Below are 15,802 nucleotides of genomic sequence, written 5' to 3' on the forward strand. Positions count from 1 at the left end.
TGGTGACGGCCGCACTCTTCCAGAGCCTTCCATGGACATCCCCGCAGAGAATGATCCGGTCCACGTGCCCCCGCGGCAGGAGCAGGTCATGCCTCCGGCACCAGTAGGTGATGCCCAGACCGTGTTGAACGATGCTGTTGCCAATGTGCTCGACGGCTTTGGCGGCCGCGCCGAAGTCGCGGTGTCCGGCCGCGGAGGTGAGTTCTCCGCCGGGGACACGACAGGCTTTGCGGCATGGTCCACAATCAAGGTGCCCATTGCTATCGCCGCGTTGAAGGAGCACCCAGAAATGGCGGGGCAGGCTTCGACGGCCATCATGGTCTCCGACAACGACGCCGCGATGGCGTTGTGGAACAGCGTGTCGCCGGAAGCTGTGGAAGCGGTGCTAGCGGAAGGCGGTACGCCGGTTCCGGTCCAGCGGGAGCGGATCCGGTCGGAGTTCTCGCCCTTCGGCCAAACTGTCTGGTCTGTGGCTGAGCAAGCCCGCTTCGCCTCCAACTTGCAGTGCGTGACCGGCTCTGAACCAGTACTCAGTCTCATGGGCGGGATCACGGTCGACCAGTCCTACGGGTTAGGTACTCTCCCGGGGGCGAGGTTCAAGGGCGGGTGGGGGCCGTCGTCAAGCAATGGTGCGTACGAGGTCCGTCAATTCGGACTTGTGCACGACAGTGTGGGGCGGAATGTCGCCGTAGCTATCGCTGTGACCGCGGGCGACGGCAGTTACGAAAGCGGACAGGCGATGGCGACTCAACTGGCAGCGCAGATCGCTGGTTCGCTCGAGAGTGCTCCCGCGGCGAACTGTTAGCTGTTTTCCAGCAGTTCGATGGTGCGCTCGCCGCGGTCCGGCGGAAGCTCCGCATGCAAGACGTCGAGCACCGCGTCCGCGAGCATGACCGATGGCGACGGCAGCGCATCCGTGACGAGAGGGTAGGGCGCCTTTCCCGTGTTGTCGCGCATTTCGACGGCTGCGAGCGACATGTGGAATGGCATCTCCACCAGCGGATCGTCGTCTCCGACAATCTCAGCCGCAAAGGAGCGGAAGTAATCCTCCAGCTCAGCGCGTTCCTTGTGGTACTCCACAAACTCCTCGGAGGTGGCCACTGGCAGCTGGTACAACCGGCCGATATTCCACTTTGAGGACAGCAGTAAGCGAGTTTGAGCAGCAACGAGCGCCCACAGCTTCTGGTTCGCAGACGCATCCGAATCTCGCAGCACCGCGCCAAGAGCGAGCGACGGTTCGATCGTGGACTTCAGCAGGGTCAAGAAAATATCGGCCTTGGAAGGGAAGTGGTAGTACAGCGATGCCTGACGCACGCCCACGGCATCGGCGATTTCGTGTGTGGAGGTTGTGGCGAAACCCTGTTTGGTGAACAGCTCCGCAGACGCGTCGAGGATTTCCTCGCGTGCCGTGCGTCCTGAGCGTCGCGGCGACGACTTCCGTGGCCGTCCGACACTTCCTGCCATTTCTTCCTCCTGGCGACACTGTAAACCTGTCAAGCAAAAGATACCCGATCTTCCGTGCGGCAGCCTAAACCCTTGCCCTGCTTTCCCTGGAAAGCAGGGCTATGATCTGTAGCCATGATGCGCCACCTCGCCGCTTTCCTCGCTGCAGCCGGGATCGCGATGCCCACTATTGCAGTCCCGAACATCGCTGAAATGCCCGTTATCGGCCCTGCCGCAGTGGAAGCGTTCAACCAGATCCCCGGTAACGTCAAGCGTGATCTCGGGTGGCCAACCCCAATGTCCAGCCAAGCTCTGGGATTGAACTCAGCCGCCCCGCAGCAACGCCCTCAACCGGTGAACATCCAGCCGCAGCTGCAGGGAATTGTCAACCGCGTCAACGCGCGCCACGGAGGGCAGGCCACCATCTCTGTGTTCAGTCCTGGCGCCAGCGCGACGGCAGGGGATAACCGGCCGCAGCCGGCTTTTTCAACAATGAAGGTGCCGGTCTCCATCGCAGCGCTCAAACAGGACGGTCCTCGCTGGTACCGCGATGCAGAATTGGCCGTGACAGTATCTGACAACCCAGCCATGCACCGCATGGCCAATGCCATCCCCACCCACCAGGTGCAGACAGTGCTGGGCGAAGGGCGCACCCACACTGCTACTTCCCCGGCGCACAAGATGTCCACACTGTGGACCACGAGCGAGCAGGCGCGCTTCGCGGCGAACCTTCCGTGCGTGAATGGCTCGGGCCCGGTTGTGGGCATGATGGCACGAATCACGCCCGATCAGCGTTGGGGACTGGGGCGGATGCCCGGAGCGCGCTTCAAAGGCGGGTGGAACCACCAGGGTGGGGGATACCTAGCCCGCCAGTTCGGTCTCGTGCGCGGGCCACGCGGCGACGTGGCCATCGCCATTACGGCGTATGCACCCCACGGCGGCTACGGCAAAGCAACGCAAATGCTCAACGACATTGCTGCTGAGCTGAACGGTCAGCTCGGATCCCTGCCTGGCGCCCGCTGCGGCTAGCCCGCGCAAGGCGGCGACAAACAGGCCGCGAAATAGAAAAAGCGCTCGTCTCCCTACATAGGGGAGCGGGCGCTTTTCTTACGCTGCTGTCAACCAGTGATTTAGCGGCTGGTGAACGGCAGCAGAGCCATCTCGCGGGCGTTCTTCACGGCGGTGGCCACCTGGCGCTGCTGCTGCGGCGTCAGACCGGTCACGCGGCGGGAACGGATCTTGTGGCGGTCGGAGATGAACAGACGCAGGGTCTCGATGTCCTTGTAGTCGACTGCCTCAATGCCCTTGGCCTTGAGCGGGTTCTTCTTCGGGCGGCGGGACTGCTCCATCCGCGCCTTACGGTTGTTGTTGCGCTTCATTATTGGTGCACTCCTTGCTTACCAGGACGACTTGCGGACGCCCGGCAGCTCACCGCGGTGAGCCATCTCGCGCATGCGGACGCGGGAGAGGCCGAACTTGCGGAGGTAGCCTCGGGGGCGGCCATCGTGGGAGTCGCGGTTACGAACGCGAGCCGGGGAGGCGTCGCGCGGCTGACGGTTGAGCTCGAACTGAGCCTCGAGACGATCCTCGTCGGACGTCTCCGGGTTGCGGATGATCGCCTTGAGCTCCTGGCGGCGCTGCGCGTAACGCTCGACGATCTCCTTGCGCTTTTCGTTCTTAGCGATCTTGGACTTCTTAGCCATTACTATCGCTCCTCGCGGAATTCAACGTGCTTGCGCGCGACCGGGTCGTACTTCTTCAAAGAGATGCGGTCCGGGTTGTTGCGCTTGTTCTTACGGGTGACGTAGGTGTAGCCGGTGCCCGCGGTGCTCTTGAGCTTGATGATCGGGCGGATGTCGTTCTTGGGCATTAGACCTTCTCCCCTCGGGCGCGGATCTGAGCGACGACGGACTCGATGCCGTCACGGTCGATGATCTTCAGACCCTTGGTGGAAACGTTCAGCGTGATGGTACGGCCCTCAGAGGGCAGGTAGAAACGCCGCTTCTGCACGTTGGGGTTCCAACGACGCGAGTGGCGGCGGTGCGAGTGAGACACGGTTTTGCCGAATGACGGCTGCTTTCCCGTGACCTGGCAATGTGCCGACATGGTTACTTCTTTCTCCTAGCCGCTTGAAAACTCGGAGACATGTAATAGCTGACACCACACTCGAAACTAGAAATCGGCCTGGTAGTGAGGATGGCCGGGTGAGCTCGAGGGCGTCAAAAGTCACCGGTTGACTAAGCGTAAACGTGTACTTCGACAACAGCGAGAGTCAACACTACACCCACAGCCGGCGAACTCCTAATCGCTGGAACGGCATCTGCGGCGGCGTCCATGACAGCTTGCATGGTGGGGCAGTGGCCGCAAAATCGGGGACAACCCTGAGGGGAAATCGGTGCGATCCCCGTGGCGGGAGAAACGGTGTTCTTGGTGGGATGAAACCATGAATACTTCCCGCGCTGCGTCGCCTCCTGATGACTTCATTTCTCTAACCACCCCTTCAGATCCAGCCACCCCGCCTCGGCTGCCGCTGACGTGGTGGGGTATCACGGTGCGCGGCGTGGTCGCGGTGGTGATCGTCCTTGGTGCTACCTTCATCCCTCTCGGGCTGATGTTGGTGACGGGCGTCTCAGATCAGCCTGTGGTCGCTGGCCTGCAGCGGTTCGGGTTGAGCGCGATCAACTGCGTGCTGGCGTTTCTGGCTGTCTGGGCGTGGATGCGTTATGCGGAACGACGGCCTTTTGCTGCCACTGGTTTTGGCGGCGCCAAGGTGGTCACGGGGTTGGTCGCAGGAACCGTCGCGGCAGGCGCACTTGTGCTTCTGGCCCATTTGATCGGCATTGCGTTAGGGATGGCCACCGGTGAGATGCCCGAGGAGTTTCCATCTGAGTCGGCCGCAGTCAACATCGGCGCTGTGTTTGAGCTCGCCGGGTTCGCATTCTTGCTGCAGGGCATCCCAGAAGAGTTAGTGTTCCGCGGTTGGCTACTTCGGTCCACGCCAGGCCGCCCGTGGCTAGGGTTCTGGTGGTCGACCGGCGTGTTCACGGTCATGCACTTGTTGTCGCAGGCGGGACAGGAAGGGATTGTGGATCACCTGCTTTATCTGGTCACCTCCTTCGGTATCGCCGTCTTTGCGGCGGCATGCGCGATGCGCTGGGGTAATGGATGGATAGCGGCGGGTATTCACAGCGGCTTTCACGTGGGAACCCTCATAGCTACCTACACCCTTCCGCCGATCGAGCCGCGGGTGATGTGGGTGCTCCCAGGCGTTCTTTTCACTATCGCGGCTGGTGCGCTCCTTCGCGGCGCCACGCGCAGGGTAGCGGTGCTATTGTCGCGCGCATGAACCCGCAACCCCAGGGGCATGCTTATCGACGCATCGTTGCCCTCGACGTCGCCCGCGGCCTGGCGATCCTGGGGACGCTGCTGACAAACATTTGGTTGTTCGCCGGATCGACCGAGGATCTTCTCACCGGCTATTTCCCGGACAAGTCCATCGCTGCACAAGCAATGGATTTTGTACGTGGAACGAGCGGGGCCGACGTCCGATTCGACACCTGGCTGATTGATTCTCTCCTGTATCTGGTCACCGACGGCAAATTCCTAAGTCTATTGACCATCATGTTCGGCATCGGCGTGGAGATCCAACGGCAGAGCCGGTTGCGCCGCGGCATGCCCTGGCCAGGCGGCTACATGTGGCGTGCCGGCGTTCTCGTGCTTGAGGGATTGCTGAACTACATCTTCATCTTCGAGTTCGACGTGCTCATGGGCTACGGTCTGACCGCTCTTGCTGTCGCGCCGATTCTTGCGCGCAGTGAGAAGGTGCAGAAGGGGTGGATGATTGCCGGGCTGTGCGTGCACGCGCTCGTTATATCTGCATTCACCATGGTTGCCATCGGGTTGAACGTCATGCTGAAGGAGAAGGGCCCGGGGGCGTTGGGCCTTGATGAAATCATGGGGGATTACTCCACCGAGAGCTACTGGGGCATGGTCGAATTCCGCGCGCGTGACCTCCTCGGCGGCCGATGGGAGGTGCCCATCATGTTCTTCATGGGCATCGGCGTGTTCATCATTGCTGCACGCCTGTACCGTGCCGGACTCTTCCAACCTGACGGCCACCGGCTGCGCGGGAAGGTCATGGCAATCGGCTTCGGTATCGGTCTCCCGCTGGATTGGATTGTGAGAATTTTCCTCACCATCAGGGGTTTTCCGGTCGCCCGGTACGTCACCTCAACGATGGTGGCTTTCGGGGTTTTGGCGCTCGTCGCTGGTTTCTACGTGAGGAAAGACAACGCGCTCGGCAGCGTGGGCAAGCCCTTCGCGGCCGTCGGGCATGGCGCTGACGTGCTACATCCTGCAGAACGTCATTGCATCCGTCATCTTTTATGACTTCGGCTTCGGGGTTGCGCGGCGCATTCAGGGCCCACTTTTCACTTACTGGGTTCTGCTCATCTTCGCGGCTATCGCGGTAGCACTAGTTCTCTTGAGCGTCGTTTGGCTGAATAGCTTCAAGCTTGGGCCGGTGGAGATGGTCATGAAACGGATCTATGAGCCGCTGGCGAAGCGGCGGGATCAACGAATTTTGCGCAAGCGGGGCGTAGCGGTGACCACGGGCCCGGAACCGGCAGGGGCGTGATTTTCCTTTTCAACGTGCTGCCGGTAACATCCCTGCAGTCCAATTCGCACCCAACTCAGGCACGATCCGTTTCTGGCGCAGATAGCAGCGCAGAGGAGCGGAACCGACCTGAAGTATCAATCCTGAGGGAAACGAAGAGATGAAAAACGATATCCACCCTGATTACCACCCGGTGATCTTCCAGGACGCAGGTACTGGCCACCAGTTCCTGACACGTTCCACTGCCACCTCCGGCCGTACCGCCCAGTGGGAGGACGGCAACGAGTACCCGCTCATCGTCGTCGATGTCACCAGCGAGTCCCACCCGTTCTGGACGGGCGCGCAGCGTGTCATGGACACCGCTGGCCGCGTCGAGAAGTTCAACCGCCGTTTCGGCGGTATGGCTCGCCGCAAGAAGAAGTCCGACAACTAGTAACGGCCGTTAAGGAGGAGAAGACACCATGGCAACCCCGAAGTTCCGTAAGTCGCGTTCGAACACGCACCACCGCCGCTCCCAGTGGAAGGCCGACAACGCCGCTCTGGTTGAAACCAAGATCGACGGCCAGACTGTGCGTATCCCGCGCCGCCTGGTCAAGGCTGCACAGCAGGGTCTGATCGACATCGAGCAGTTTTAATTCTGCTAATCCCATGTGAAAACCACCACGAAAGTGGTGGTTTTTTCTGTCTAAAAACAGTTAAAGGCCCCTCAATGTCGTGAGTTTTAGCTAGGTATGGTCATAATAGTGGTATGAAGATCTTGGTGGTCGACGACGAGCAGGCGGTCCGGGAGTCTTTGCGGCGCTCCCTGCAATTCAACGGATACGACGTTGCACTGGCAAAAGACGGTCAGGAGGCGCTTGCGAGCATTGAGCAAGAGCAACCGGACCTGACAGTTCTCGATGTGATGATGCCGCAGCTCGACGGTCTGGGAGTATGCCGTGAATTGCGCTCGTCTGGTTATGACCGGCCGATCCTCATGCTCACTGCCCGCGATGGCGTCTCCGACCGTGTGGCTGGTCTGGACGCGGGGGCGGACGACTACCTGCCCAAGCCATTCGCGCTGGAGGAGCTGCTGGCGCGTGTACGCTCCCTGCTGCGTCGCGCTCGCGCCGATGCCATTCAGCAGGATGCTGAAGGCGGCTCGGAGCTCAGCTTTGAAGATCTCCACCTCGACATTTCTTCTCGCGATGTCCGTCGCGGTGACCGCCACATTTCGCTCACCCGCACGGAGTTCTCCCTGCTTCACCTGCTGTTGCGGAACCCCCGCAAAGTGCTCACCCGGCAGAAGATTCTCGAAGAAGTGTGGGGCCACGAGTTCCCCTCGTCCGGCAACGCCCTTGAGGTCTACATTGGATATCTGCGCCGCAAGACCGAGGCAGACGGGGAGCCCCGTCTCATCCACACCGTGCGCGGTGTCGGGTACGTGATGCGGGAGTCTGCGCCGTGATCCTCCGGCGTGTAGCCGGCGAAACCCAAGACATTCAGGGGGTTAGGTCGCGGGAACTCGAGCTGTCGCGCCCGTCGTCGCTACGCAGCAGGATTGCAACGCTTGCGGCGGTCCTTGTGACCCTCGCTGTCGGTGCAACAGCCCTGCTGTCCTACGTTGCCGTCTCAGGGGCCATGGAGGACGGCGAAGTTCTCGAGCTGGAAGCCCGTACTGTGGCGCTGATGCGCCAAACGCAATACGTGCTTGATACCTCGGGCACGGATGTCGAGATGCTCGGTATGCTGGTTGACCAGTTTCGCACTGACAATCCGGGTTACCGGGTAGCGGTGTCACCTGGTGAGAATCAACCGTTTGTCGGTGATCCCGTTCCCGTAGACAGGTTCGCGCGGAAGGGGCAGGGCCCCGATTGGACGCAGGAAACCTTCAGCAACGAGTGGGTTTCGGTACTCCGCGACGGCGACGGCGTGACTGTTGCGCTTGCCCGCGACACGGGCGGAGTGCTCGCCCAGGACAACCGGTTGCGGGCCACACTCATGGGCATTGTCGGTCTAGGAACGTTGCTGGCCGCACTCAGCGGCTCGCTGATTGCCCGCAGTACGTTGCGTCCGTTGGAGCGTCTCCGGCGTTCTGTCGATCGTGTCCGAGATAGCAACGAGCTTGAGCCTATTGAGGTCGAAGGCGACGACGAATACAGCCGCCTGGCTGAATCCCTCAACGAGATGATGGCTTCGCTCAATGACTCCCGTGTGCGCCAATCGCAGCTCGTCGCCGATGCTGGCCATGAGCTGCGCACCCCGCTGACGTCGATGCGCACCAATATTGAGTTGCTGACAATGCTCCACCGCTCCGGTCAGCGCACCATGATGGCCGAGCAAGAGCTCAACGATCTGGAAGACGATGTCACCGCCCAGATGGAAGAGATGTCGACGTTGATCGGCGACTTGGTGGATCTCGCACGCGAGGATGTTCCGCAGAAGGAGTTCGAGCCGGAGCGTCTGGACGGGGTCCTCACTGACGCTGTCGAACGCGTCAAGCGCCGCCGTCCAGATGTGGAGTTCCGCTTCCGCGCGGACCCGTGGGTGATGGACGCTGATTCGAACGCCCTATCCCGCGCCCCCGTCAATCTCTTGGATAACGCGGCGAAGTGGTCGCCGCCGGGTGGGGTGGTCCGTGTGTCCCTACGTGCAGCGAAGCGCAGCGCCGTGCTCATCATCGACGACTCCGGCCCCGGAATCCCGGTGGAGGAGAGGACCAAGGTTTTCGAGCGTTTCTACCGCGCGCCAGAGTCCCGCGCTATGCCGGGATCGGGCCTTGGTCTGGCGATCACGCAGCAGGTTCTGCATCGTCATGGGGCCACCATCGCCGTCGAAGAGTCCGACGACGGAGGCACGCGTATCCGCGTCGTCTTTCCCGGCCGCCCGGTGTCGGAGTAAAGCGACCCCGGCACCACACAGTGAGCGAGTAGGAAGTACTACGATGAGCTGAGATTCATCGCGATGTTAGTGACAGCTAGCGGGAGGACAATACCCGATCATGACGTACACGAATGACCCGAACGGTGCTTTTGCCCCTCAGCCGGCCCGGCAACCGATGCTGCAGCCGGAAGCGCAGCCTTTTTCTTCTCAGCCCGTGACTGTGAACACGCGGCAGAAGAAAGGCTTGGGTGCCGGTGGGGCAATCGCTCTGTCACTGGTGACAGCGCTCATCGCGGGTTCGGCCGCCGGCTATGCTGTGAGCCACTTCGCCGGTAACGGATCTGGCTCCGGGCAGAGTCTTGGCATGGGGGCCAGCGACGAAGACAATGCGCTCGAAGCACCTGTGGACAACGACAGGCCGCCAGCGCCGGATGGTTCGGTGGAAAAGGTCGCCGAGTCCGTGCTTCCCGCCGTGGTGTCCATTTCTGTCGTAGCCCGCTCCGGCGCAGCTGAGGGATCTGGTTCGATCATCTCCTCCGACGGAAAGGTGCTAACGAACCACCACGTGGTTGCGGAAGCAGCCGATGGGGATACGAAGATGCAAGTCACGCTTAACGACGGTTCCAAGCATCCCGCCTCATTCATCGCCTCGGACGTCAACACCGATATCGCTGTGATTCAGATTGAGGGGGTGTCTGACCTCCCGGTCGTCCAGTTCGGCAACTCCGACAACTTGGCGGTGGGGCAACCCGTTGTGGCGATCGGTTCGCCGCTGGGGTTGTCCGCAACTGTCACCACTGGCATTGTTTCGGCACTGAATCGACCAGTCCGTGCAGCTCAGGGTGGCGGCGAGAGCTCACTGATGGACGGTATCCAGACCGATGCTGCGATTAACCCGGGTAACTCAGGCGGTCCGCTGGTGGACATGAACGGCCATCTTGTCGGCATGAACTCCGTGATCGCGTCCTTGTCGCAGGGTGCGTCCGGTGAGTCGGGGTCGATCGGTCTCGGGTTCGCCATCCCGTCGAACTTCGCCCGCCGTGTAGCGGACCAGCTGATCAACGAAGGTGAAGCGCGTCAGCCGATGATGGGTGTCCAAGTGGACATCCGCCACAATGCCGACGGCGCGTTGATCGACTCTGTGCAGCCAGGCAGCCCTGCTGACGAGGCTGGATTGAAGCCTGGCGATGTGATTATCCGCGTCAATGACCGGCCGATCGATTCTTCTGATGCCCTGGTGGCAGCTACCCGTTCCTACGACTTCGGCGAGACGGTGACTTTGGAGGTCAAATCCGCCGGATCGGATGAGACCAGAACGGTAGATGTGACTCTGAGTTCGGAGTAGATTTCTAGATGCGAAACTTTTCGGAGTAGCACACCACCTGCCACGAACTGAAGACGAGGAGTAACGGTCATGTCGGACACTCTTGACGCGCTGGACATCCACGAGCCGGACGAGGCTTTTCTGATGGCAACGGAAGCCGAGGTGGAAGTCCCCAGTCAGCCGTGTGCACTAGCAGTCCTGGTGAGCGATCACAAGCAGGGTGGGGCGATCGACGAGGGGACTGACCGTCTCGTCTTCGAACTTCTCCAGGAGATCGGCTTCAAGGTGGACGGTGTCGTGTACGTGAAGTCTAAGAAGTCCGAGATCCGCAAGGTCATCGAGACGGCTGTCGTAGGCGGTGTGGACCTCGTGGTCACGGTCGGCGGCACCGGTGTCGGCCCTCGCGACAAGGCCCCGGAGGCGACCCGCGGTGTCATCGACCAGCTCGTGCCCGGTGTTGCCCAGGCGGTGCGTGCTTCCGGTCAGGCCTGCGGCGCGGTCGACGCATGCACGTCCCGCGGCATCTGCGGAGTATCCGGGTCCACGGTAGTGGTCAACCTGGCCCCCTCGCGCGCGGCGATTAGGGACGGCATTTCCACGATCTCTCCTCTGGTTGCGCACCTCATCAGCGAGCTGCGCAAGTACAGCGTCCAGTAGCGGCTTCCCGCGGTCTTTTTAGGCAATGACTTCACGGAAACCCCGCCGCCGCGCCTCTCGCCGGGCTGAGACTGACTATGACAGGCACGCAGACGCTCCGATTGCAGAGGAAAAAGGAGACGGCGAGCGCTACGTCAATTTCGATAAAGAACCACCGATTCTTGACGAGCGCCCGCCGCATTACGGAGGGGAATAACTTTCTATGTTTTCCGGGCCTTACGCGCGGGGCGTGTTGGTCGGAGTAGTGCCGTTCTGGCCGGCGAGCAGGTCGCGGATCTCGGTGAGCAGCTCCTGCTCGGTCGGGTCCTCTGCCTCCGGGTCGATGCCCTTGCGGCGCTTCTGCGCTGCGTCCAGCTTGTTCATCGGAGCGACGATGAGGAAGTAAACCACAGCGGCGATCAGCAGGAAGTTGATCAGCGCGGTGATCAGGGCACCGAAGTCCACGAAAGTGGCATCGTTGTCCGGCAAGACGTGGAAACCGAGGGGGGAGAAGTCCGCGCCGCCGACCGCGTTGATCAGAGGGTTGATGATGTTTTCAGAGAATGCAGTGACAACCGCCGTGAACGCGGCACCGATGACGACACCGACAGCCAGGTCGATGACGTTGCCGCGCATGATGAAATCTTTGAATCCTTGTAGCACGGTGAGACAAGTTAACATATCAAATGACTATTTGTCTTGCCTGACGCGTTCACCAGTGAGAACAACAGCGAGCGGGGAGGACAGCGAGGCCGCCGCCACCGCCTCCGCTTCGTCGTGAAGGAGAAGGAGTAGAACGCTTCCGGCGGGCGAGTCTTCTGCTCCGCCGGCCAGGACCACTACGCCGTTTGTGGCGATTGTGCGGGCCGCTCCTTCCTGTTCACCGTGATCAATGGTGACAACGGAGACTCGGTCGCCGTGGTGGAGCATCGGAATGATGTCGGGCTCAGCAAGCTTGACGGGCACCATCGTGTAATCTGCACGGTCGCCGGGCACGAGCGCTGAGACGAGATCGGGCCCCAACAACCGCGTTGGAGTGACTACTTCGCCCGCACTTGCCGTCGACGCCACGATTTGCCCCTCCACATCACTGACCTGGTCGAAAGCGCCGTCGGGCACGATCGCCTCCGGCAATCTTTGCAGCTCAACGTCATCGGCGCTGAGTGGCTCGCCGGGAGAAACTTCGCGGGTGAATGCCAGCACGGCCGGGTCATTGGCCGCTCTGCCGGTGACGGTGGTGAGGGCGGCGGCGAGGAGTAACAGGGCGGCGGTGAGACGTCGTAAAGCAAGCGTGCGGCGGTAGCCAGGAGCGAGTGTGAGAAAGTCCATGCCTTATTGGACTGTCGCAGCCCCCGGAGTGGTTCCCTTGAAACGCAAAAACCCTTGCGGGGTGACGGCGCCGTCCACAGGCTTGTCGTGGGGCTCGGAGGGCAGGACGTCGTGCACCTCGTCGTCGTAAACCAGCGCAATCCGGGGAACTGCACCTGCATGCACCAGTGCTCGGTCGTAGTAGCCCGCGCCTTGGCCGAGCCGCATCCCGCGCCGATCCACCCCCAACGCGGGAACAATCACCACGTCACAGCTGCTCAACATCGACGATGGGAAACGCTCACCGGTGGGCTCAGTAATGCCGAAGTGCGCCCCGCGAGCCAGCTGCCCCGGCACATGCAGTGCCCACTCCAACACTCCAGCACCGAGTGTGACGGGCAAGAAGACCTCTAATCCTGCTGCGGCGAGGACGTCGGGAAGCTCCTCGCCCCCGGGTTCAGCCGGCATAGGGGAGTATGCGGCTACGCGGGTGCAGCCGCGGAGATGGGTGAGCAGGTGGTCGCGCACAGCGGCGTCGATAAGCGTCTTGTTTTCGCGCACTCGTCTGCGCTGACGCGCAACCGCACGCAGTTGCCCCTTTGAATCCATCGCTATCCTTTGTACAACCTGCGGGAGGCTTTAGCTGAATGTCGAATCATTGTAGGTAGACTCACCACTTATGGCATCTACGCGCAAGTCCAACGTGAAAACCGTGATCGTGCCCGCCGCAGGCATGGGCACGAGGTTCCTGCCCGCCACGAAGACGGTGCCGAAGGAACTGCTGCCGGTCGTGGACACTCCGGGCATTGAGCTCATCGCGGAAGAAGCAGCGCAGTTGGGGGCACAGCGCCTGGCAGTCGTGACCGCGCCAGGCAAAGGTGAGGTCATGGAGCACTTCGGCCCATTCGATCAATTGCGCGATACCCTGCTGGCACGCGGCAAGGATGAGCAGGCGCAAAAGGTTGCCCGAGCATCCGACATCATCACGGCGGAGGCTGCCGTGCAGGAAGAGCCGCTGGGCCTGGGCCACGCTGTGGGGTGCGCGGAATCTCTGCTGGGTGATGACGAAGATGTTGTCGCCGTCATGCTGCCCGACGACCTTGTGCTGCCCACCGGCGTGATGGAAAAGATGGCGCAAGTCCGCCACACTCTCGGCGGGTCAGTACTGTGCGCCTTCGAGGTCGACCCGGAAGACGTGTTCAACTACGGCGTTTTTGATGTCCGCGAAGTCGACGCTGACTCTGGCGTCGACGCATCCCACGTCAAACGCGTCGTGGGCATGGTGGAAAAGCCCGAGCCGGCAGATGCCCCGTCCAACTTCGTGGCCACCGGCCGCTACCTGCTCGACCGCGGTATCTTCGACGCGCTGCGCCGCATTGAGCCGGGCAAGGGCGGTGAGCTGCAGCTCACTGACGCGATTGAGCTGATGATCAACGAGGGCCACCCAGTCCACGTCGTCGTCCACGACGGCAAGCGCCACGACCTGGGCAACCCGGGTGGGTACATTCCGGCGAACGTGGACTTCGGCCTCAACCACCCGAAGTACGGTCCCGCGCTCTACAAGGCCATCAAACAGATCGTCGCGGACTTCGAGTCGGAGAACCCACACCTGCGCGACCAGTAGTAGGTTCAAACCATGCGCAGTGTCGACGAGCAGCTGGACATGATCATCGACGCGACGATGACGCCCGAGCCCATCCGCATCGGCATCACCGACGCGTTGGGCTTGATGTGCGCCGAAGAAGTCCAGGCCTCCTCACCACTGCCGGGTTTCTCGCAGGCAGCTGTCGACGGTTACGCGGTGCGCGCGGTCGACGTCGGCGGCGGTCAAACACTGGGTAAAAAAGAAGGACCGGCCGCGGCGGAGACCGAAACGTCACTGCCCGTGGTGGGCGAGGTCGCGGCAGGCTCGCAAAAGCCACTGCGCCTCCAACCGCGCCAGGCTGTCCGTGTGGCCACGGGTGCCCCGCTGCCGACGCTTGCAGACGCTGTCTTGCCGCTCGAATGGTCCGACCGCGGCCGCAAACGCGTCTCCCCGCACCGTCCGGTGCGCTCTGGCGACTTCATCCGTAAGGAAGGCGACGACATCCAACCCGGTGACCTGGCCGTGCGCGCTGGTGCCGTGCTCGGCCCAGCGCAGATTGGCCTGCTGGCTGCCACCGGCCGCGATAAGGTTCTGGTGTACCCGCGTCCGCGTGTGACAGTGATGTCTTACGGTCTTGAACTGGTTGACGTTGACCGCAACCCCAGCCTGGGCCAGGTGTATGACGTCAGCTCCTACGCCGTCGCCGCTGCAGCGAAAGACGCCGGTGCGGAGGTCAACCGCGTCGGAATCATCAATGCGGAACCCCGCCGCCTCAAGGAGCAGATTGCCACCCAGGCGCAGCGCAGCGAATTCCTTATTATTACGGGTGCCGTTGGCGGCTCAAGTGCGAAGCCGCTCCAGGAAGCGCTCGGTGAGCTGGGGGAGATCGACACCTCGCGCGTTGCCATGCACCCTGGGTCTGCCCAGGGCTTCGGTCTGATCAGCGAGGACCGGATCCCGGTTTTCCTGCTGCCGTCAAACGCGGTCAGTGCGCTGGTGATCTTCGAGGCGCTGATCAGACCTGCGGTCCGAACATCGTTGGGCAAGCGTGTACCCACGCGCCGCACCGTCAAGGCGCGCTCTCTTAACCACATCGAGTCGATTCCGGGCCGCGTGGGCTACGTGCGCGCCCGCCTCATGCGCGATGCGGAAACACGCGACTACCTGGTGGACAGCATTGGTGGCCCGTCCGGCGGCCCGGCCCACCTTCTGGCCGGTCTTGCTGAGGCGAACGCGATGATCCGCATCCCCGTCGACGTGGCGCATGTCGGTCCTGGCGACATCGTCGATGTCATGTTCCTCCAGCAACGGGCATGATCTTCGGCAAGAAATCCCGCCCGCGTTCTGGCCAGCGCCACCCAGTGCACCCCGGCTGGCCGGAGCCCACGCCGACAGTGTTCATCCCAGGCGAGAACCGTTTGCGCCTGCGTCCGCTCGCTATCCAGGACGGCAGGGACTGGGCGCGCATGCGCATTGCCGACGAGCCAACCCTGCGTCCTGTCGAGCCCACGGTCAGCGGCACATGGCGCGAGGCTCACTCGCAGTCCGCATGGATGTATACCTGGACCAACCTGCGCCGCTACGCCCAGGACGGGGTCATCGTTCCGCTGGTCATCGAGCTCGACGACGCCTTCATCGGCCAAGTCACGTTGGGCAACATACAGCACGGCGCGATCGGGGAGTGCTGGATCGGGTACTGGGTTCATTCGCCCTATTCGGGCCGGGGCATCGCGACGGTCGCGTGCGCCCTCGGGGTGGACCACGCCTTTGCCCGCATCGGCATGCATCGGGTGACCGCGACCTACCTTCCGGATAACCCGGCTTCCGGCAAGGTGCTGGCCAACGCTGGCTTCCGGGAGGAAGGCTTCCTCAAAGAGAATCTGCATATCGACGGCCGCTGGCGCGACCACCACTTTGTCGCCCAGAACATTGATGATCTACCCGGATCAGCTGTGGAAAGGCTCGCGGCGCAGGGCCGGTTGTGGATTTAAATTCTGCACCAATTTTCACGGCGTGGTTCGGTCAGGGG

General features: G+C 62.1%; 22 protein-coding genes. 14 read left to right on the forward strand and 8 right to left on the reverse strand.

Features of this window, described 5'->3' with window-relative positions; translation table 11 throughout:
* The first annotated feature begins 31 nt into the window (after positions 1 to 31).
* Positions 32 to 805, forward strand: a complete 774-nt coding sequence (locus tag KBX18_RS07005) for a hypothetical protein (RefSeq protein WP_255995396.1) — start codon at positions 32 to 34, stop codon at positions 803 to 805.
* Here KBX18_RS07005 and KBX18_RS07010 read toward each other — a convergent pair.
* Positions 802 to 1,464, reverse strand: coding sequence for a TetR/AcrR family transcriptional regulator (locus tag KBX18_RS07010; RefSeq protein WP_005291364.1), 663 nt, complete (start codon positions 1,462 to 1,464; stop codon positions 802 to 804). The genes KBX18_RS07005 and KBX18_RS07010 overlap by 4 nt on opposite strands.
* Before the next feature lie 114 nt (positions 1,465 to 1,578).
* On the opposite strand from KBX18_RS07010, the gene KBX18_RS07015 reads away from it, so the two are divergent.
* Positions 1,579 to 2,472: a hypothetical protein gene (locus tag KBX18_RS07015; RefSeq protein ID WP_255995399.1), complete on the forward strand. Its 894-nt coding sequence runs from the start codon at positions 1,579 to 1,581 to the stop codon at positions 2,470 to 2,472.
* A gap of 101 nt (positions 2,473 to 2,573) precedes the next feature.
* Here KBX18_RS07015 and rpsR read toward each other — a convergent pair whose 3' ends face one another.
* The 4 genes from rpsR to rpmB are packed head-to-tail and all read right to left on the reverse strand — an operon-like array spanning position 2,574 to position 3,549.
* Positions 2,574 to 2,822, reverse strand: coding sequence for a 30S ribosomal protein S18 (gene rpsR / locus KBX18_RS07020; RefSeq protein ID WP_005291360.1), 249 nt, complete (start codon positions 2,820 to 2,822; stop codon positions 2,574 to 2,576).
* 18 nt (positions 2,823 to 2,840) lie between these two features.
* On the reverse strand, positions 2,841 to 3,146 hold the full coding sequence (rpsN, locus tag KBX18_RS07025; protein WP_005291358.1) for a 30S ribosomal protein S14: 306 nt from the start codon (positions 3,144 to 3,146) through the stop codon (positions 2,841 to 2,843).
* Positions 3,147 to 3,148: 2 nt separating this feature from the next.
* A complete protein-coding gene (gene rpmG / locus KBX18_RS07030; RefSeq protein WP_005291356.1) occupies positions 3,149 to 3,313 on the reverse strand; it encodes a 50S ribosomal protein L33 in 165 nt (54 codons plus the stop codon).
* Complete coding sequence (gene rpmB, locus KBX18_RS07035; RefSeq protein WP_040423806.1) at positions 3,313 to 3,549, reverse strand: 50S ribosomal protein L28; 237 nt, start codon at positions 3,547 to 3,549, stop codon at positions 3,313 to 3,315. The genes rpmG and rpmB overlap by 1 nt, the downstream gene beginning before the upstream one ends.
* 337 nt (positions 3,550 to 3,886) lie before the next feature.
* Here rpmB and KBX18_RS07040 point away from each other — a divergent pair, with 337 nt between their 5' ends.
* The 9 genes from KBX18_RS07040 to KBX18_RS07075 all read left to right on the forward strand — a co-directional run bounded on the left by KBX18_RS07040 (position 3,887) and on the right by KBX18_RS07075 (position 10,901).
* Positions 3,887 to 4,789, forward strand: coding sequence for a CPBP family intramembrane glutamic endopeptidase (locus KBX18_RS07040; RefSeq protein ID WP_255995402.1), 903 nt, complete (start codon positions 3,887 to 3,889; stop codon positions 4,787 to 4,789).
* Positions 4,786 to 5,832, forward strand: a complete 1,047-nt coding sequence (locus tag KBX18_RS07045; RefSeq protein ID WP_255995403.1) for a DUF418 domain-containing protein — start codon at positions 4,786 to 4,788, stop codon at positions 5,830 to 5,832. The genes KBX18_RS07040 and KBX18_RS07045 overlap by 4 nt, the downstream gene beginning before the upstream one ends.
* Positions 5,777 to 6,079, forward strand: coding sequence for a DUF418 domain-containing protein (locus KBX18_RS11875; RefSeq protein WP_370687233.1), 303 nt, complete (start codon positions 5,777 to 5,779; stop codon positions 6,077 to 6,079). The genes KBX18_RS07045 and KBX18_RS11875 overlap by 56 nt, the downstream gene beginning before the upstream one ends.
* Positions 6,080 to 6,218: 139 nt before the next feature.
* Positions 6,219 to 6,491 (forward strand): type B 50S ribosomal protein L31, encoded by a 273-nt coding sequence (locus tag KBX18_RS07050; protein WP_005291347.1) that lies wholly within the window; start codon positions 6,219 to 6,221, stop codon positions 6,489 to 6,491.
* Between the two features lie 28 nt (positions 6,492 to 6,519).
* Entirely contained in the window at positions 6,520 to 6,693 is a 174-nt protein-coding gene (gene rpmF / locus KBX18_RS07055; RefSeq protein WP_255995404.1) for a 50S ribosomal protein L32, read from the forward strand.
* A 113-nt stretch (positions 6,694 to 6,806) separates the two neighbouring features.
* Positions 6,807 to 7,505: a response regulator transcription factor gene (locus KBX18_RS07060; RefSeq protein WP_005291343.1), complete on the forward strand. Its 699-nt coding sequence runs from the start codon at positions 6,807 to 6,809 to the stop codon at positions 7,503 to 7,505.
* Positions 7,502 to 8,938, forward strand: a complete 1,437-nt coding sequence (locus KBX18_RS11880) for a HAMP domain-containing sensor histidine kinase (protein ID WP_255995405.1) — start codon at positions 7,502 to 7,504, stop codon at positions 8,936 to 8,938. Before KBX18_RS07060 ends, KBX18_RS11880 begins: the two co-directional genes overlap by 4 nt.
* Before the next feature lie 100 nt (positions 8,939 to 9,038).
* Positions 9,039 to 10,265, forward strand: coding sequence for a trypsin-like peptidase domain-containing protein (locus KBX18_RS07070; protein ID WP_370687234.1), 1,227 nt, complete (start codon positions 9,039 to 9,041; stop codon positions 10,263 to 10,265).
* A gap of 69 nt (positions 10,266 to 10,334) precedes the next feature.
* Entirely contained in the window at positions 10,335 to 10,901 is a 567-nt protein-coding gene (locus tag KBX18_RS07075; protein ID WP_005291333.1) for a molybdenum cofactor biosynthesis protein B, read from the forward strand.
* Between the two features lie 216 nt (positions 10,902 to 11,117).
* On the opposite strand, the gene mscL is transcribed toward KBX18_RS07075, so the two are convergent.
* Genes mscL through KBX18_RS07090 form a run of 3 tightly spaced genes read right to left on the reverse strand, consistent with a single transcriptional unit; the run spans position 11,118 to position 12,797 of the window.
* Positions 11,118 to 11,543: a large-conductance mechanosensitive channel protein MscL gene (gene mscL, locus KBX18_RS07080; RefSeq protein WP_255995406.1), complete on the reverse strand. Its 426-nt coding sequence runs from the start codon at positions 11,541 to 11,543 to the stop codon at positions 11,118 to 11,120.
* A 27-nt stretch (positions 11,544 to 11,570) separates the two neighbouring features.
* Positions 11,571 to 12,209, reverse strand: coding sequence for an SAF domain-containing protein (locus tag KBX18_RS07085; protein WP_255995407.1), 639 nt, complete (start codon positions 12,207 to 12,209; stop codon positions 11,571 to 11,573).
* 3 nt (positions 12,210 to 12,212) lie between these two features.
* On the reverse strand, positions 12,213 to 12,797 hold the full coding sequence (locus KBX18_RS07090) for a 5-formyltetrahydrofolate cyclo-ligase (RefSeq protein ID WP_255995408.1): 585 nt from the start codon (positions 12,795 to 12,797) through the stop codon (positions 12,213 to 12,215).
* 70 nt (positions 12,798 to 12,867) lie between these two features.
* On the opposite strand from KBX18_RS07090, the gene KBX18_RS07095 reads away from it, so the two are divergent.
* The 3 genes from KBX18_RS07095 to KBX18_RS07105 are packed head-to-tail and all read left to right on the forward strand — an operon-like array spanning position 12,868 to position 15,764.
* Positions 12,868 to 13,812, forward strand: coding sequence for a UTP--glucose-1-phosphate uridylyltransferase (locus tag KBX18_RS07095; RefSeq protein WP_255995409.1), 945 nt, complete (start codon positions 12,868 to 12,870; stop codon positions 13,810 to 13,812).
* A gap of 12 nt (positions 13,813 to 13,824) precedes the next feature.
* Complete coding sequence (gene glp, locus KBX18_RS07100) at positions 13,825 to 15,090, forward strand: gephyrin-like molybdotransferase Glp (RefSeq protein WP_255995411.1); 1,266 nt, start codon at positions 13,825 to 13,827, stop codon at positions 15,088 to 15,090.
* A complete protein-coding gene (locus KBX18_RS07105; protein ID WP_255995413.1) occupies positions 15,087 to 15,764 on the forward strand; it encodes a GNAT family N-acetyltransferase in 678 nt (225 codons plus the stop codon). Before glp ends, KBX18_RS07105 begins: the two co-directional genes overlap by 4 nt.
* The last annotated feature ends 38 nt before the right edge of the window (positions 15,765 to 15,802 follow it).

Origin of the sequence: Corynebacterium sp. CCUG 69979 (assembly GCF_024454095.1) — a bacterium.
Lineage (GTDB): Bacteria > Actinomycetota > Actinomycetes > Mycobacteriales > Mycobacteriaceae > Corynebacterium > Corynebacterium genitalium.